Annotated in this window: 14 protein-coding genes; 10 read left to right on the plus strand and 4 right to left on the minus strand. The window is 62.9% G+C overall.

Annotation, left to right across the window (positions count from 1 at the left end):
- Positions 1–36 precede the first annotated feature (36 nt).
- The 3 genes from AB0M30_RS22385 (at position 37) to AB0M30_RS22395 (ending at position 6,247) form a co-directional block, all read left to right on the plus strand.
- The gene (locus AB0M30_RS22385; protein ID WP_364586451.1) at positions 37–1,020 is read left to right on the plus strand and encodes a hypothetical protein; all 984 of its coding nucleotides are present in this window, start codon (positions 37–39) and stop codon (positions 1,018–1,020) included.
- Entirely contained in the window at positions 1,005–4,517 is a 3,513-nt protein-coding gene (locus tag AB0M30_RS22390) for a DEAD/DEAH box helicase (protein WP_364586452.1), read from the plus strand. The genes AB0M30_RS22385 and AB0M30_RS22390 overlap by 16 nt, the downstream gene beginning before the upstream one ends.
- 344 nt (positions 4,518–4,861) lie before the next feature.
- Entirely contained in the window at positions 4,862–6,247 is a 1,386-nt protein-coding gene (locus AB0M30_RS22395; protein ID WP_364586455.1) for a hypothetical protein, read from the plus strand.
- 32 nt (positions 6,248–6,279) lie between these two features.
- Here the strand turns inward: AB0M30_RS22395 and AB0M30_RS22400 are convergent, their stop codons facing one another.
- From AB0M30_RS22400 to AB0M30_RS22415, 4 genes are all read right to left on the minus strand, one after another.
- Positions 6,280–7,677, minus strand: a complete 1,398-nt coding sequence (locus AB0M30_RS22400) for a hypothetical protein (protein ID WP_364586457.1) — start codon at positions 7,675–7,677, stop codon at positions 6,280–6,282.
- Positions 7,678–7,785: 108 nt separating this feature from the next.
- On the minus strand, positions 7,786–8,838 hold the full coding sequence (locus AB0M30_RS22405) for a hypothetical protein (RefSeq protein WP_364586460.1): 1,053 nt from the start codon (positions 8,836–8,838) through the stop codon (positions 7,786–7,788).
- Positions 8,839–8,966: 128 nt separating this feature from the next.
- A complete protein-coding gene (locus AB0M30_RS22410; RefSeq protein ID WP_364586463.1) occupies positions 8,967–9,770 on the minus strand; it encodes a hypothetical protein in 804 nt (267 codons plus the stop codon).
- Positions 9,767–10,270: a hypothetical protein gene (locus AB0M30_RS22415; RefSeq protein WP_364586466.1), complete on the minus strand. Its 504-nt coding sequence runs from the start codon at positions 10,268–10,270 to the stop codon at positions 9,767–9,769. The genes AB0M30_RS22410 and AB0M30_RS22415 overlap by 4 nt, the downstream gene beginning before the upstream one ends.
- Before the next feature lie 213 nt (positions 10,271–10,483).
- Here AB0M30_RS22415 and AB0M30_RS22420 point away from each other — a divergent pair, with 213 nt between their 5' ends.
- From AB0M30_RS22420 to AB0M30_RS22450, 7 genes are all read left to right on the plus strand, one after another.
- Positions 10,484–11,569 carry an SAVED domain-containing protein gene (locus tag AB0M30_RS22420; protein ID WP_364586468.1) on the plus strand — a complete coding sequence of 362 codons (1,086 nt, stop codon included), beginning with the start codon at positions 10,484–10,486 and terminating at the stop codon, positions 11,567–11,569.
- A gap of 183 nt (positions 11,570–11,752) precedes the next feature.
- Positions 11,753–12,733, plus strand: coding sequence for a hypothetical protein (locus AB0M30_RS22425; RefSeq protein WP_364586470.1), 981 nt, complete (start codon positions 11,753–11,755; stop codon positions 12,731–12,733).
- Between the two features lie 8 nt (positions 12,734–12,741).
- Positions 12,742–13,332, plus strand: coding sequence for a hypothetical protein (locus AB0M30_RS22430; protein WP_364586472.1), 591 nt, complete (start codon positions 12,742–12,744; stop codon positions 13,330–13,332).
- Positions 13,329–14,627, plus strand: a complete 1,299-nt coding sequence (locus AB0M30_RS22435; RefSeq protein WP_364586474.1) for a ThiF family adenylyltransferase — start codon at positions 13,329–13,331, stop codon at positions 14,625–14,627. Before AB0M30_RS22430 ends, AB0M30_RS22435 begins: the two co-directional genes overlap by 4 nt.
- The gene (locus tag AB0M30_RS22440; RefSeq protein ID WP_364586475.1) at positions 14,624–15,127 is read left to right on the plus strand and encodes a Mov34/MPN/PAD-1 family protein; all 504 of its coding nucleotides are present in this window, start codon (positions 14,624–14,626) and stop codon (positions 15,125–15,127) included. The genes AB0M30_RS22435 and AB0M30_RS22440 overlap by 4 nt, the downstream gene beginning before the upstream one ends.
- Before the next feature lie 416 nt (positions 15,128–15,543).
- Complete coding sequence (locus tag AB0M30_RS22445; RefSeq protein WP_364586477.1) at positions 15,544–16,458, plus strand: hypothetical protein; 915 nt, start codon at positions 15,544–15,546, stop codon at positions 16,456–16,458.
- Positions 16,459–16,497: 39 nt separating this feature from the next.
- Positions 16,498–16,908 (plus strand): hypothetical protein, encoded by a 411-nt coding sequence (locus AB0M30_RS22450; protein ID WP_364586478.1) that lies wholly within the window; start codon positions 16,498–16,500, stop codon positions 16,906–16,908.
- The last annotated feature ends 52 nt before the right edge of the window (positions 16,909–16,960 follow it).

A 16,960-nucleotide genomic window follows, 5' to 3' on the forward strand; every position in this document is an offset into this window, starting at 1 on the left:
CCAGGTCAGAGGTGACATCGGCGTAGGGTCCACCGGATGGAGAGCGTCGTCGGAAGCGCGTCCGAGGAGGACGGTTCACGAGGTGACCACCCCATTGCAACCGTCGCGCCGCCGACGAGCCCGGCCGAGGCTGCCCGACTCGCGGCTCAGCATGACAACCAGGTCAGTCGCCTCTTGGTGAGTGAGTTCAGAGGTCAGCATGCACCCGGTAAGTGCGCATGGGACCTCGTGGCGATGGTTGGCCTCTCCGCCGACCGCCGCAGCGCAGTCGCGTGGATCCTTGCAGAGGCGATCATGAGGTTTCGATGCGGAAAATCACGAGCGTTCCCTTGTTGGCAAGCTGCAGCCCTGTCCGGGAACGCCGTAGCCGACGACGACCGAGAACTTGTCTCATCGTTTGTCACCTCTGTCTTTGGCCAGCCCAACGCTGTCCAGTCCGGCGACACCAAGGCAAAAAAGGGAAAGGGCAACCATCTGGAGGGATTCGTCGCCGAGTGGTTGTGGCATCTCATCATGAAAGGACAGCAAGCCGCACATCGTGTGCGCCAATACCTTAGCGAACCGAGCTACTCTGTTACAGAACAAGGTGAAGACGGTTTCGTGGTGTATGCACCGCCAGGAACGAACACCTCGCTGTTCTTTAGACTGTGGGAAATAAAGAAACACAATACCGAAAATTCGGTAGTCACTGCGACCGTGCAGCGCGCCTCAGATCAGCTCAATATCAGGGGCCTGCAGTATCTGGCTAAGCTCACCAGCGCTCATCGCCAGACAGACGGTGATCTCGGGAGCCTCTTTGCTGAGCTAGGTGATCTGTGGATCAACGCAGACCCACGAGCAGGAGCAGGAGTCGGGGTTGCCACGAACACCGTAACACCTCCCGCGACGTGCTTCTCCCCGCTGGAGAGCACCTTGGATCAGTTCGCCGATGCGGGGCAACTTGAAGGACTGCTCTGCGTGATCGAAAACTTCACTGAGTTCGCCAACGAAGTCAGGAGGATGGTATGGAGCGCGCTCTGAACCTGCCGGACCTCGTCGAGGCACTTGGTGTCCACCAGACGGGCGTCCTGCCATCGCCACAAGAACTGGCGAGCCTGATCGCCGACGTCGAAATAAGGGCCTTCCGCGGAGACTTCGCCGTTGACGAGAACCTCGAACGTGCTGCGTGGTACCTCCACGCTGTTGCGTCGGCATCGGAAGCCGCCGAGTTGTATACGCCGGCACGACAACGTCGAGCTTTTGCAGTAAGCGCACACGTCTTCGACTTGACCTTGGCGGACCCCCGCCATGATGCACGCCAACGCCTGAACCTTGCCTTCGGCGCACAAGTCGGCTACCGACGCGCTGACCTCGACCCGAACGCCACGGCGGTATACCGCCGTGTCTCGGACCTCCTCGTCGACACCACACCACTAGTCGATCACGCTGACACACTGGCGGTCGAGGCCGGCGTTGCCTTCCTCGGCCTCGATACGAGGTTCCTGTTCCCCCTACTTCGCAGTTGGCGACGCCAACTCACCGAACTCGCCACAACAGTCGAGCTCGACGACCTCCAGTCGACGATGTTTGGTCCAGCGCAACAGATCGTGCGCGCTGTGTGGTCGCTGCTCCGGTTCTTAGCATTCGGCACCGGCCGCCAGCTGCCAGTAGCGCGAGCGGCACTGGTGTCCGTCCTGGACGGTACTGCGGGAACCGGAGACCTCGACGCCCGCTGGGTAGCCGCACACCTCTTGTCGATCGCCGATGGCCTTGAATCTGGCAGCCTCTACTCGATCCTTCCCCCTGGAACTCCGAACGCCGTGGCGCAGGCGTTTTGCCTTGCTGACCCGCCGGTCTTGACTCTATGGCCACCTCAAAGAGAACTGCTTGAGCGGCCAGGAATGAACCCTTTGGATCCAACCACGCGCCGGCTGCTCTTGTCAGTACCTACCAGTGCAGGGAAGACGTTGCTCGCGCAGCTGATCATCTGCACTCACATCGCGACGCAGCCGGGGGGAGTCTGCTATGTCACCCCGTTGCGCAGCCTTGGACGGGAGATGCGAAAGGCGCTGTCGGGACGGCTTCGGGTACTCAACCGCGAGTTGAGTGACGACAGCGACCTGTTCGACATCTTGTCGTTCTCGCAAGACCCCGCCGACGTCGAGGTTACGACACCCGAACGACTGATGCACCTGCTGCGTCATGACGCCGACGCTGTCATGCAACGCTTTTCCTTGTTCGTCATCGACGAAGCGCACCTACTGGCGCAACCAGGGAGGGGGTTCACGGTAGAAGGACTGCTCGCTTACCTCATGGCGGCGGACGAGAACCCGCGGATTGTGCTTCTCTCCGGCGTACTCGGAAACGCTGCCTCGCTCGCGTCCTGGCTTGACTCCGAGCGTCCAGAAGTATTGTTTACGTCTGATTGGCGGGGACCCCGCCGTCTCCATGCGCTACTCAACACTTTGCCAGTCTGGGACTCCGCGGTACGGAGTCTTCGGAAATCGGCGCAGTACCCAACGCGGGTCACTGTGCCACAGGTGGCGCAGCTACGTCTCCGTCCTGCCGAGGCGGGGCCGGTCACGACACTTACTACAAGCCCTCAACAGCCGCTGGGCGAGTTGATTCTCAAGGAAACACCGACTGGAGTCAGGAGTAAGGATGGCGGCACGCCTGGGTACAAGATCTTCGCCGCAGCAGCCTCCATACTGACACACGCGGGCAGTCTACTGATGATCGTGTCGTCGCGAACCATGGCTCGTGACGCTGCTAAATCCTTGGCAGATCACCTATCGCTGCGTGAAGCCACGCGTGAACTTGTCGAATTTCTCCGTGAGCGGCTCGGCGACCAGCACCCGCTGATTGCGTGTGCCGAACACGGCGTCGCATACCACCATGCCGGCCTGCCCGTAGACGTCCTCGACGCGATCGAGGAGGCAGTCCGAACTGAGGTCATATTGGCGATCGTTTCTACGAGCACGCTGACCGACGGGGTGAACCTGCCGGTTCGGACAGTCGTGATCGCCGAAACCCGGTTTGAAGGTCAACACCCTGGCGCTCAACTCGGAGCCGCGCGGCTCATGAACGCAATCGGGCGGGCTGGACGGGCCGGCCGTGAGTCCGAAGGCTGGATCGTGCTCGCGCTGCAGAAGCGCTCCGAACTCAAGGACTTTGATGAGCTTCGCCCCAATGACGAGGCGCTCGAAGCCCGCTCCACTCTTTTGGCAGACGAGTCGCTGGCAGCCCTTGCCGATGCCGAGGAGCTCATCGCCACCACGGCCGACGCGGTCTTCCAACTCGCGCCGGACACAGTCGCGTCCGACTTCGTCTCGTATACATGGTTTGTCCTGACGACACTGCAGCCACTGTGGACGATCTTCGACGATCCCATCCAGATGGACATCGTTCTCGACAAACTCCTGGCATTTCAGCAGATGGACCCGGCGCTTCGGCAACGCTGGCTCCGGCTGGCTGAACAGGTTCGAGCCACTTATGAACGTGCAAGCCCGGCGCAGCGACTGCGTTGGACAGCCGCCGGCACCTCGCTCGGTACCGCGGCGCGGCTAGATGCGATAGCCGGTCGCGTAGTTGGTACTGTTGCCACGCGGGAGCATGAGCTTCGCCAACAAGGCTTTGCTATCCCTGATGACGCATGGCACTGGCCACTCAACGACACTATTCTGCTGTTGTCGGAACAACAAGTACTCACGCTACTGTTGGCGCAACCAGAAGCCGACAACTGCTGGAAGTTCTGGTCGACGAGAGCCAAGGGAAACAAGAATCTAATCGATGTATCCATTGTAGATGGATTGACCGGTTGGATAGACGGCCTTGACGTTCCCGCTCTTGCCGAACGGATTCTTCCCGGTCTGGCCGTCGAGTGGCAGCTGGAACAGACTGTCGACGCCATCAGCTCAACATTCGAACACTACTTGGCTTGGACTGTCGGCGTGCTCGTCGAGCAAGTCAACGCCGGCCTTGAGGAAGCCGGCCTTGTAAGCCGCCTTCGGCCCGACACCGCTTGGTGTATCCGACACGGGGTCAACACGCCGCACGCCCTGGCGTTGCTCAACGAAGGAGTGCGTTCTCGTCGATTGGCACATGTCATCGGGAGCGAGGCGCAGCGCCAAGGTGTCGAGGTTGAAGACGTCCGGTCCTGGCTCGCGAGCCTGCATATCCGAGGCTGGCGGAGCACATTTGACGCGGTGGCACGCGAGGTGCTCGATCTCTTGCAGTTCATCCGGGCTCGCCGAAACAATGTGCTGCGATCTCTGCTTGAGACAGGACGCGCCCAAGTGACGCTTCGCAGTGAACTTGCAATTGCCTATCAGGTGCCGGAGATCGTCTATATTTCGACAACGACCGACGCGCCCTCCGAACTACAGATCGTCAGCGACTCCGGCCTAGTGGTCGCAGTTGTCGATGTCGATCTACATGCAGATGTCGATGCTGTCCTAGCGAGCGGGCTTGACATCGTCATAACCATGCAAGGCCACGACCTAAACTTCGTGGCTCCTGAAATCGTCGCGTCCGACTAGTGGGTGAGGAGGTCGATCGTTGGATCCTGAAGAACTCGGCGAAGACCAACTAGTTCCTGCTGGGCCACCGAAGACTGCCGGCCGCGGCGGCGACTGCAGGTCGACGGTCGATACGGTGTCGAAGTACACGGCATTGGGCATGGTGAATTCCTCCGCCTGCCTGTCCGGTCGGGCGGAGTTGGCACCTTCCACCGAGGGCGGCTCACGCTCGACGCTTGCCACAGTGCACGATGAGGTCATGGTGAAGACGGCGCACTTGTCGAGTCAGGCGAAATCGACCGTATTGATGCCACCTTCTGGGCCCTATGCCGTATTCACTCGCCGGTGTGGTGATGGGGCCTGAGATGGCAGCCGAGCCGACCGAGGTGGACATCGACGCCCGCGACCTGGTCAGAGATCTCGTGTCAGGTCTGCACCATCTCCGGCACGTCGACCTGAACACGGTGGGTACGGCGTTGAGTCTGGTCATACCACCCCAGTATCCGGACCCGTCGCAGGCCGGCGAGGTGGAGCCGTTGTCCAAACAGCAACGGCTCGACCGGGCATTCGACGCCATCGCACCGAGTGATTACGAGGGCGTGTGTGCTGCCTTCCTCCAGCACGGCGACCTGACGACCGAGCTGAGTCACCGAGTCGAGGATCTGCTCTGGTCACGAGAGAACTGGCCGCAGGTCACCGCCCGGACACGTCGTGAAGTCGCCGAGGCGCTGGACGCGTTTGATGCGATCTGGCTGGAGGCCGATGGGCTTCTCAATCTGGTCAAGCGGTACTGGATGCTGACCTCGCCCGAGTGGTCGTTCGAGTTCAAGGACCCGTATGAGCCGATCGTGCGGCACATGTTCCGTTTCCCCGGCGACTGGACGACTCTGGAGTTCTTCAAGGAGGTCGGTGCGCTCGACGGTGGAGATCGCCGGTTCGTGCTGTTCCTGGAGGGGTTGCTGTCCGGCTCAGTGAACCCGAGGGAGGCGCGACAGCGAGAGATGGCCGCGGCCCTCTCCCAGATCCTTGCCCGTGCGGGTCTGAAGATTATGGAGTCCGGCACGAATGACGGCTACCCGGCCTTCACGATCGTTGCCCTTGGAACCCGACCTCGTCCAGCCCAACTCATCCTCTTTGCCAGCCGACACGGCAAGCCTGCGCTGCGGCTGCGCGACGTGCTCGATCAGAGCATCGAAGTGTTGACCGGGGATGACACAGTGCTCGCCTACGACGTCCCCGTCAGCGACCACGGCCTGACCTGGCAGGACGTCGAGTTGTGGTGGTCGCACCGCAAGGGCATCTCCGCTGACCAGGCCAAACTTGATCTTTGGCGACGGCTAGTGACAGTTTGCGCCGATGCGTCACCAGCTCAGCACGCATTTCTTGTTGCGTACTACGACTACGCGAAGGGCCACGACCCGCTGTTCGCACTGTTGCCGGAGGTTTGGCTGCATTGGGACCCAGCCTCGCGGAGACAGCGAGGAGAGGACGCCTTCCTGAACCAACGCATGGACTTCCTGATGCTGTTGCCTGGGCTCAGGCGAGTCGTGCTTGAGGTCGATGGGGAACAGCACTACGCGACACCCTCGCACCAACCGAGTCCCCGCATCTACAGCGAGACCACCCGCGGCGATCGCGACCTTCGCCTGACTGGATACGAGGTCTACCGCTTCAGTGGCTACGAACTCAGCGAAGATCGCGCCACCAACACTGTCTCGGAGTTCTTCGACCGGCTCCTGCATAGGTTGTGACTTGAACGCGAACGATCAAGTCTCCAGATACTCTAAACCGGCTCATCAACGGCGATAGTTGCATCATCTCGCAGGCTGGATTCTAACAGTCCCACAGTCTTTCTTAGTAGGTCTGTCGCGCCTCCAGTTGAGCCAATCCAGCTATCTTGAACCAGCTTCACAAACGTTGTTCCGTCGATATGACGATAACGTTCGACGTAGTGTACTTTGCCGCCACTCGGACCCTTGCTTGGACTACTCAGCATAGATTTGACGATCTCCGACGGAACATAGAACCCAGACGATAGCTCGTCGTCCGCCAATCCAGTTGATCCACCGTCGAAAATAAATTTCACAAACGTAAACCCGCGACCTATTCGATATTCAAGAGGGTCAACGTCGGCGATGTCCTCCTGCATTACGCGATACGCCAGCATGCGGTCGACTTGACTGCCCAGCCTTCCGTCTGGTCGAAAAATAAGCTCCCCAGTCTTCTCCAGCTTCTGTAGGACCTTGTATTGCACTAGTACAACAGAATCGGGTGCGCGTCGCACGTAGATCAAGTCGGCGCCGGTGCGCGTTTCGGCAGGAGAAACGTTAATGTTCTTGATCAGCAGGCGGCGCTCCTTGCTTCGAAACTCCCACCACCCGGATCGGCTACGCGCGGATCTCTCCCATCCCGGAAAAACTGCGGCGTCGTCTTGAATGTAATCATTCTCAACTCCTCGAACAGTTTGATCGATTTCCTCGGCGAAACCGGTTGGCTCCGCCACGGGGACAGGTTCTGCGGAACGCCATCTTTGTCGGAAGATTCTCAAAGCGGTCGCAACAGCGTCTCTGCGTTGCAGTTCTCGTGAGCTGCGAGGTCTGCGAGTGTCGGCATCGGCCAGCAGGCTAGAACGCAGTCGACTGTAATCTGGAAGAATTTCCTTCAGTCGCTCAACTACTTTCTGGCCAGCGGCCTTCGGCAGTTCCCGAACTGGGCCGCTCGCCATCTCCAGCGTATTGCGGTGTTGTGCGCCTTGCATGCTGCTCAAGAGATCTAGCAGGGGAAATGGTGCAACAGTAATCCAGGGTCCTATGGTCATGCGCCGCGTGCCGGGAGCACCTGCCCTCGGGCCTCCGTGTACGCGCGCTAAGCCTACGACGGTCAGGCTGTCGCTGTCTGACTCCGGTTCGCGACTCTCGGCAGCCAAGCCGCGTGCGACGAGTAAGAGCACGCTCGATGAACTCCGCCGCCAGTGTTTAGCGGCGACCACTCGTTCGAGAAACGTGTGATGCATGACAGGTGCGGCGCTTGGTCGCTCCTCATCACTCTCATCGAAGTAGTCGTCCTCTTCCTCTTCGCGCTCTCGGCGGCTGCCGGGAAACGGACGATATCCGGGCTCTTCGATGCCGCCACCGAGGACGATCTCTGTTTCTTCGGCAGAGAGAAGAAGGAAGCCGACCACCTTGCAAACCTCCAAACAGACTCTGCTTACGTCATTTGCTCGAATGTTTGACGGCAACGAACTGGCGGTCCGCCGTGGGGAGTCCTCGGGGAAAATCCGTGGCGATTATCAACACGCGGCCTCAGTCCGCTCGTCATCCTTCGGATGAACGAGTTCCAGCCGGCGGTTGGCCGTGGCGTTGTTCAACTCGACGGGCACGACGACGTCCCGAGCGATCGGTTCCGGATCGCGGATGACGACGATGCCGGCGACCGATTCGGTAACCCAGCGGGGCGGTGTCCTTCCTGCGAGTAGGTCCCGGACGTAGCCGGGTGGTTGGTGACGCAGCCCGCCGAGGACGTGCGCGAGGTAAGGCACGCTGAAGTGGCCCCGGTCGGTCGGGAGGGGGCTGAACACAGCGTCCTCGATGTGGTCTGTCTCGTCAGAGAGTGCGGCGGAGTACTGCCCCAAACGGATGCCGTGGACCGGGTCCAGCATGATCTTGGCGATGCGCCGGGCACCCACTTGCGGGTTCCGCATGAAGTCGGCGATGTCCGGGTGGACCGGGGCCAGTGGCTGCAGCGTCGGCTGCGGCCTGCTGGGATCGGCGATGTCCTCCAGCGGCGAAGCCCAGTGAAACGCTTCGGCCGCCGCGTTCCGGCCAGCCGACGGCATGAGTTCCTGCGCGACGATGCTCAGCACGATTGACACCCCCGCCCGTTCGCGATCGCGGCAATTCGCGCCATCGGGGTGGGCCAGTCCGCATTCGAGACCGCGGCGGTAGGCGGGTGTGCCGCAGTACAGGACGTGCGCAGCCGGAACGTCAAACGTGCTGGACGAGGCGAGAAGCTTGTCAATCTGCGTGGGTTCGGTTTTCCTGCTTCGGTAGCCGAAGTCGATGTGCCAGCCCGGACCTTGGCGCCTGAGAACTTTGGCTTGAGTTAACAATCCGAAGCTGGTGCCGGTGGTGTCTATCCACCACCACAACCAGTCGGCGCCCACGGACTTCTCCTGGTGCTGCGTGAACGGGTAGTACCGCACATCAGGAGAGGCTTCGGTGAGCAGAAGGCCGGTGGCTGGAATCTCAGCAAACTTGCCCTCGGCCTGCAGCCTTCGACATGTAGTTGTCGACTGCAAGGCGACCTCGCTGAAACGCTCGGTACGGATCTGGCTTCCTGTCATCGCCGGTCACCCCGCTCACCACCCACTCGCCGGGACCATGCAGGCGTCCACCCACGCCCACGTCGGACCGGCGATTCTCCCATGAAGAAGTCCGGCCGATGCTCTGACGCGCGGCAGAGGCGCTCAGCTCAAGCCGCCAAGGTGACAGTGGAGCCGCGCGCGCCGTGTTCGGCATCTCCAGAGGTCTGCGCCTGAAACTCGGCACGAATGATCTTGACTAGCCGCCGTGCCGGCGCCGCGCCGATGCCCAGGCGACTACGCAGCGTATCGGCCGATATCGGCTTCTGATGAGCCATGCGATGAGCAGCGTCTTCCCGCCGGGCTTGGTCCAATAGCGCCTCCGGGGCGCGCTTGTGAGGTGCTTGTCGGCCAGGTTCCGGTGTGCCGAGCTCTCGCTGCTCGACCTGCCGAGGCGCCGAACTGTCTTCGTCTGGTCCTTCGGGAGCCAGCATGTTGGCTTGGTCGATCCTGGCGTCGACCTCGATATCGGCTGATTGCCTGGTTTCGCCGATTGCCTGCAGGAAGCCAGGACCGACTTCGGCCCAGCCGATCAAGAGGAGCGGTCCAACCGCATCAAACGCTGCCTTGCCGTACTCGCCTGCGACAACGGGGTCGGCCACGTTCAACGCCAAGGTGACCACGCTCGCGAAGATCAGCAGCCGGCGGGCCGGGCGCAGCAAGTCCGCGGAGGCCCCCTTGAGTGCCAGGTGACGAGTGCCGAGGAGGAGTCCGAGGATCGACAAGTCGACTGCAGGTGCGACGAGTGGAGCAACCCAGACGGGTACGCCGAGCCGGAGTGCGAGGTTGAGGACGTTGCCGAAGCCGAACAAGAAAGTGAGACCGACGACGACGCCCATGATCACGGTGACGGTCTGAACGACCGTGGCCGCGTCCGAACCTGACTGAGTCGACTTAGCTGCAGGCCGGCTCATCGGGTACCACCTGCTTCGACGCGCGGGCGTCCGTGGGTGTCTCGGGTGGGGATGCCGCATTCACGCAGCTTGTTCAGCACGGTGGTGTGGTTGACGCCCAGGTGGTCGCCGACTCGCGCCAGGGACCACCCGAGTTTGTAGAGGTGGATGGCGTCGTCGACCTGGTCTGGCGAGAGGCCCCGGCGACGCATGGGCACGCCTTGCCTGTGGAGGATGTTGCTGACCGTCCGCCGCTCGACGCCGAACCGGTCACCGAGTTCATACACTGTCGCGCCGGCCCGGTAGTCGGCGATCAGCTGCTCGACTTGCGCCGTGCCGAGTTGCCGGGCACGGCCAGGGCGGTCGCGCTTGATCAACGGCGGCTCGGGCGTGTCGAGGCTGGGAAGCTTCTCGCGGAGCTCTTCCAGGGCCCTGACCTGGTCTTTTGTGTTCGAGTAAGCTCCCCTAACCTCCACCGGGACCGAAGCATCGGTAGCCCCTTCACTATCTCTGACCTGCATTTTTGCCAGGTTGGGGGGCTACCGATCGGGTGTTGTCGATTTTGGTCCAACTAGAACTCGTTTTGCGACGAGCGGATGCGCGGCCAAGGTCGGCCACGATGAACGGAAGCCCGCGTGTCGCTACCCTCGGCGCGCTTTGTCCCAACGCAGTCGCACCTAGAGTTGTGCTGCTTCCTGCCGGTCGGCGGTGAGGCGGTTACGAACAGATGGTGGATGGTTGTCGTGGTCGGACAGGAACAGCCAGGCAAGCCGCGGCTCACCGTGGTCGGATCCGCCGAGCCCGCGAAGAGTCAGGGCTCGCAGGCGGTGCTCGACGGCACCGCAGCCGTTGCGATCGGCGGCATCGTCTCGGGTGGGTTCGGGGTCGAAGCGTTGAAGTCCTTCGTCACCGGCGAGACGGCGGGTCGGTGGTGGTTTGTTGTCGGCCTCGCGGTGGGTCTTGCGCTGGTAGGTATCGGACTCTTGCTGCGCGAACGGGCTCGTCGACGCGTTCGCGTCGGGATTGTCGTGACCGCGAGCGACGCTCGCCGAGGTCAAGCGCGGGCACTTCAACTCGACCAGCAAGCAGAGATGTTCTGCCGGCGCACGTGCACGGTAACGCTGAAGACGAGCATCCAACTGCCAGGCGACGGTCGATGGGACCAGGAACTGGTCAACGCCTTGGCCGACGAAACGCTCTCCGCGACCACCATGGCAGAGCGGTTGACCCCGGATGCGGCTCGGATCAACCTGGTCCCGACGATGCCACTGCACGTCGCGTTCTGGTTCGGCGCCCGCCTGGGCTACACCCACGCGCGGGAGGTCGCAGTGCACGCCATTCGGCAGGCTGACGGCGCACCGGCCTACTTCCCGGCGACGGCGTTGCGTGCCGTGGAGTCCATCGATCAACCGTTGATCGTCGATCGACCCGAAGCCATCGATGAGGGAGAGCCGACCGTGGTCGCATTGGCGCTGGACCTGCAGGGACGCGGCGATCAGTTCTTCGACCATGTCAAGACGGCGTGTCGTCAGCATGGTGTCGGCCTGCTCCTCGGGCTGCGGACGACATCGTCGAGGCTCGCTGAGAACCAGGACACCTTCACCGCGGTGGTCGAGCAGACCTGCAAAGCGTGGCGTGACGCCCCGCTGGCGGCATCCGCGAGGACCGGTCGCCACGTCATCTTCCTCAGCGGCCCAGTCGCCATTGCAGTCGCGTTGGGTGCTCGCTTGGCCTCACCGGAGCACGGTCGGTGGACCGCGTTCACCTTCGACGCCGCCACAAACACCTACGAGCCGTTCCCCGCCCTGGCTCCTACCTGACGCACCGCGCGATGCGGATCGCGTCGACACGTCGAGGGCCACGCCCCTGGACGCACGGAATTGTCGGTGGTGACGCTTACGCTGTCGAGAAGGACTCCGCTCAGCGGGACCAGCAGGTCACGGCAGCGCTGTGACCTGCTGCTTCGTAGCGGCGCGGTTGTCCGAGGCGATAAGGAGAGCCCGATGAGCCTGAACGAGGCGTTCGACGAATACCAGAAGACGGTCGATGCTGACCCGACCCAGGTCAAGGAAGCACGGGACCGCCGCGACACGTTCAAGGCGGCCCTCGGCGCCGAGGCCGACGTTGTCGAGGTGTGGGGATCGGGCTCCCTGCGCCGCAGCACGCACACTGGACCGCTGATCCACGACGTCGACCTCGTGGTCGTGTTCGACCGTGACGACCACCCCGGCTGGGGCGAGCCGGGCAACAACACCGCCGCCGACTCGCTCGATGTGCTGCACGACAAGATCACCAAGTTGCTCGGCAACAGCGGCACGGTCGAGAAGCTAGTCCGACGTGCCGACCCGCGCCGGCACGCGGTGAAGTGCTTCATCGACCTCCCGGGCGCCCCCGAGGGGTTCACCGTGGACGCCATGCCTGCGCTGGACGACAACGGCGCGCTCCTCATCCCCGAGAAAACCGACGGCGACACCTCGCTGTGGGTTCCTTCCAACCCTCAATACCTGGTGCGGGAGATCGCCCAGCGCAGCGCGGACTGGGACTACTTCCTCCGTCTGGTGCGCGTGGTCAAGAAGTGGCGCAAACGCGCCGAGGTGGAGGGCAAGGTCAAGTCGTTGGTGATGGAGGTTCTCGCCCTGCACCACCTCCCCGTCGACACCCGGCCCAACGCACTTCGCCGGTTCTTCACCGCGGCGGCGACCGCGGTCGGCAACGGGCCGGTCACTGATCCTGCCGACGTCTGCGGGGAAATCCAGCCCGATCTCGACCGTGTGGGATTGCGCGAGTCGCTGCTCAATGCCGCTGACCTCGCCGATCAAGCGTGCGACGCCGCGGCCAACGGCTACACCGATGACGCGAAGAAGCTCTGGCGGGACGTCTTCGGCAGCGACTTCCCCGCGCCGCAGGGCAAAGCCAACACCGGTCCCGTACTGATCGTTCCCGCAGTCACCAAGCGGCCGATCAAGGACGCGCCCCAAGGCTGACTACCGACATGATCGATCGACCGGAGTTCGCGGCAATTCCTTGGTGGGAGGCCGAACCCTCGCGGTTCGCCCGGGATCAACGCGAGATCGCCGACTCCTTTCCTGAGCTGGACTGGCACGGTGCCGGGGCCGGCGTGTGGAGCGGCCGGCTGTCCATGTGGCCGCTGCAGCGGCCCGAACCAGCCGGGCTGACGTTCCTCCTCGGCGGGCATGGCATGCAAATCGAGATCGCCTATCGCCAGGCGTACCCGATGGTGCCGCCGCGGATCTTTCCCGTCGATCCACGACCGGAACCCGTGGAGTGCACCCAGCACCGATGGCACGTGAACGGCGACGGCAGCTTGTGCCAGTTCCAAACCGACACCGCCTGGGATCCCCGCGACTCGGTCTGCGACCTCATCGTCAAGGCGGCGGCGTGGCGCATCGAGTACGCGCTCATGAAGGCCGGTGCGCTAGATCAAATGACCCTGCACGGAATCGTGAGCGACTCGTCCCTGGACGACTTGATCACGATCACCGGCCAGCATCTCGATAGCCCCGACGCGCACCCGAAGAGTGCCGAATCCGCGCAGAGCGTCGACGCTGGGGAGGAACGATGACAAGTACCGTCCTCCTGCTTCCGCGCAACGGACTCCGGCGCCTCATGGCCCCGAACGCTGGGACGTCGGGGGCAATCAAGTTCAAGCGCTCGTCAACCGACGATCTGATGTTGCTGAGCTACGTCAAGATCGGTGAGGTCGGCTACCAGGTCACTTTGGCTCCCAAGACGCACCGAATCAATCAGGGCGATGCCGGCGGTGACGGGCTTTGGTTCCAGGCACCGGTGGAACTGCACGGCTGGTGGTGCGAGCTCGTCCGGCGTGGCGATCAGTTCGGCGTGCCGCGCGACGAGTTCGCCAAGCGACTTCCCAAACCCCTGACCGATCCGGGTGCACTCGGCTACGTCGTCCTCACGTACGCCCCCGGCGCCGAGTTCCCACCGTACGACGTCACACCCATTCCGACGTTCGCGGCGTGGTGGGTCACGCGCGACGGCGTTTTCGGCGTCAGCGTGGCCGTGGAACCCGCAGAAGTCGGCACGGGACAACTCGCGGCCCACTGGCCGATAGATGATCTCGCCAAGACGACGGTCATGGTTGTCGGCGTCGGCAGTATCGGCGGCGCAGCCGTTACGGCGCTCGCAGGTTACGGCGTCGGTCGACTCTTGCTGGTCGACCCAGATCGACTGATGTGGCACAACCTGATCCGCCACGTACTTCCCGACCGCCATGTAGGCCATTTCAAAGTCGATGCGCTCCGCGAGCACCTCGCAGACCAGCGCAGCGACACGAGGATCGTTCCGTACCGCTACGACGTCGTCGATGACGCGCACGAAATCCGCGGCCTACTGTCCGCAACAGACATCGTCCTCTGCTGCGCCGATGGCGTTGCTCCGCGACGAACAGTCAGCCACCTCGCACGCCGCGCCGGAAAGCCCACAGTCCTAGCCTGTGTCCTCGCCGATGGCGGCGTCGGAGAGATCATCCGACTGCGCCCGTTCCCAGACCACGGCTGCCTCCTATGCCGGCGTCAGGCGCTCATCGACGACGGCACCCTCGATCCCGAACCCGCGCTCGAAGCCGGTTACGGCACGGGAACCTTGCATCAACCGATGACGGCCGTAGGCTCTGACCTCTCCCTCGTGGGCGATCTCGCCGCCAAGATCACTGCCGCAACTGCGCTGGAAACGGCCGGTCACTACGCCCATCGCCTTCCCGGCGAGCAGCTCACTATCGCCCTCCAAGCACGTCGCGGATGGACCGGTCCTTTCGACCTCGGCTACACCGGCAACGCTCGTTGGGAACCCGCCATCGCACCGCCGCGTGAGGACTGCCCTACGTGTGGCAAGCCGTGACAGACACCGTCCCCGCCGCCATTGTTGTCACCAGGGCCGCCGTCGAGGCCATCGCTCACGAGGCACGTGCCTCTGGCGACGGCACCGAAACCGGCGGGATTTTACTTGGTACGGCGGAGAGCGACAGCCTCGTCATCCGTCACGCCGGAGGCCCCGGTCGACATGCGACTCGCCGAACGACATTCTTTCAACGCGATCTCAACCACGCCCAAGCACTTGGCGATTGGGCCTTCGAAAAAGACCGAAGCGTGTGGATCGGAGAATGGCACACCCACCTCCGAGCCCCAGCCGTCCCGAGCTCCCGAGATCTTGCCACGTATCGGGGCCTGCTCGCAGACCCCGAGCTTGCCTTCGACTTCTTCGTCGCGATCATCCTCGCTGAACCAACAAACGAGTGGACGCAACCACAAATCGCAACCTGGCTCGTCACACCCACGCAAACCCAAGCGGTAATAACAAACTACGGCGGTGTAGCTAACGCCGATCCGCCTGACCGGTGAGCGATGTTCGAGGTGGTCTGCAGATCAAGCTGCAAGGGGATTGCCCTTCTTTGCGTCTCGTGGTGAGCGGCTCAGCCTTGGTGAGGTAGTCCACCACATGGCTGGCCAGCAGGTGCCACTCACCTCGTTAAGGCGGTCGGACGGTCGGGGCAGCGAGCCGAACCGCAGTGATTCCTAGCCGTGCAGCTCAGCCACCGGCCAAGGCTGGGTCTGGCCATCGAGGATGACGAGGTCGAGCCCGGTGCGGCGGAAGTAGTAGCTGGCGGCAATGCCACTCAACCCCCGAGGTCGCCCGTGTTCGCCTACGACCGTGGCGGCGCCGCGACCGGCCGCTCGCACCACCGGTCGGCCTAGGGTGCAGCGAGGGGTCGTATTTTAGGTGTAATATGGAGCCTATACGGAAGGGGTATCTGAGTATGCTTGACGGGTTGCAGCCCGGCGACCAGCTGACTCGCCGCGAAGTTCATGGGCGCTACGGCGGCCGGCAGCAAGGCGGCATCGGGCCATCGAGCAAGGCGGACGTCGTCTTGTTCTTCACTGACCCGGAGAAGGGGCAGCAGCACGGCTACTACGACGGCTGGGGTGCCGACGGCTTCTTCCACTACGTCGGCGAAGGACAACGGGGTGATCAGCAGCTCACCCAGGGCAACAAGTCCATCCTCAACCACCGCGCCGACGGCAGAACATTGGAAGGTTTCCGTAGTCGTGGCTCGCAGGTGACGTACCTTGGTGAGTTCGATCTGGACGGCTACTACTTCACCGACGCACACGAAACTGGGGATCCTGACACGCTCCGGCAGGTCGTGGTGTTCAAGCTGCGCCCGCTCAACAAGGTGCCGATCGAACTCCCTCCACTACCCGTAAGCCCGCCGTCGGATCCGCAAGTAGAGGTAGTGCCGGTCGAAGAGCAGCACACCGAGCGGGCGTTCGTGAGTCCTGACCGCGAGCCTTACGAAGTCGAGCGCCGTGAAGCAACGCTCGTCAACCGGTATCGACAGCATCTACAGCGGGACGGTCACACCGTTAGCCGCCTGCGTGTCGTCCCGCCTGGTGAAGCCCAACCGCTCTACAGCGACCTCTGGGACGAAACGACGCGTGAGCTCATCGAGGCAAAAGGAAGCGTCACACGCGACCGCCTCCGCCTCGCGGTGGGCCAACTGCTCGACTACGGCCGCTTCGCCGGCGCCGAAAACCATGCAGTGCTCGTACCGTCTCGGCCTCGCCCGGACCTCGTCGCCTATCTCCACCACGCCGGCATCACGGTCATCTTCCCCGAGAACGATCAGTGGGTCCGTCTGGCGCCGAGCCCGTCGAATCGCCCCTCCCATTAGCCACCACACATCTGCCCGGGTTCAGCCAAGGAGACCGCGTTGACCGTGAATAAGACCCACGTCGATGCTTCTTTGGCACCCGATACGGCCACGCCTCTCCCCGAACTGGAGTCGTTGGCCACCATTGCGGCAGGCGAACCGACTGCGCCGGCAACGAACTCCGTCACCGACTTTTTCGACGGTCTCCTCAGTGACTCGAACAAGACCAGCAACGCTCAAAAGCTACTGAAGTCGGGTGCCGCCGCCATCAGTCGCATAGTTCTCAGTATCGGATTGATCATCCTGCTGGGCATCGCAGCCGCGGCCGTCGCCTCCCGACTGGCTGGATTCGGAGCTCTCGCTACCGGAGCAGCGGTCGCGACAACCAGTGGCGTTGGCCTGCTCGGATGGGCTATCCGAGCAGGCTGGAAGCGCAGAGCAACGAAACGGTGCCACCGCTCCGACAGCTAGCTGTTCACTAGTTGAGCAGGCGACGCCCAAGCCTCAACGGCAAGCGCGTGGG

The organism is Amycolatopsis sp. NPDC051716 (genome assembly GCF_040681595.1).
Lineage (GTDB): Bacteria > Actinomycetota > Actinomycetes > Mycobacteriales > Pseudonocardiaceae > Amycolatopsis.

Coding starts and splice junctions, on each gene's coding strand:
- AB0M30_RS22385 (WP_364586451.1), top strand. CDS start 37: ATGGAGAGCGTCGTCGGAAGCGCGTCCGAGGAGGACGGTTCACGAGGT.
- AB0M30_RS22430 (WP_364586472.1), top strand. CDS start 12,742: ATGATCGATCGACCGGAGTTCGCGGCAATTCCTTGGTGGGAGGCCGAA.
- AB0M30_RS22405 (WP_364586460.1), bottom strand. CDS start 8,838: ATGACAGGAAGCCAGATCCGTACCGAGCGTTTCAGCGAGGTCGCCTTG.
- AB0M30_RS22425 (WP_364586470.1), top strand. CDS start 11,753: ATGAGCCTGAACGAGGCGTTCGACGAATACCAGAAGACGGTCGATGCT.
- AB0M30_RS22390 (WP_364586452.1), top strand. CDS start 1,005: ATGGAGCGCGCTCTGAACCTGCCGGACCTCGTCGAGGCACTTGGTGTC.
- AB0M30_RS22435 (WP_364586474.1), top strand. CDS start 13,329: ATGACAAGTACCGTCCTCCTGCTTCCGCGCAACGGACTCCGGCGCCTC.
- AB0M30_RS22395 (WP_364586455.1), top strand. CDS start 4,862: ATGGCAGCCGAGCCGACCGAGGTGGACATCGACGCCCGCGACCTGGTC.
- AB0M30_RS22415 (WP_364586466.1), bottom strand. CDS start 10,270: ATGCAGGTCAGAGATAGTGAAGGGGCTACCGATGCTTCGGTCCCGGTG.
- AB0M30_RS22420 (WP_364586468.1), top strand. CDS start 10,484: ATGGTTGTCGTGGTCGGACAGGAACAGCCAGGCAAGCCGCGGCTCACC.
- AB0M30_RS22410 (WP_364586463.1), bottom strand. CDS start 9,770: ATGAGCCGGCCTGCAGCTAAGTCGACTCAGTCAGGTTCGGACGCGGCC.
- AB0M30_RS22445 (WP_364586477.1), top strand. CDS start 15,544: ATGCTTGACGGGTTGCAGCCCGGCGACCAGCTGACTCGCCGCGAAGTT.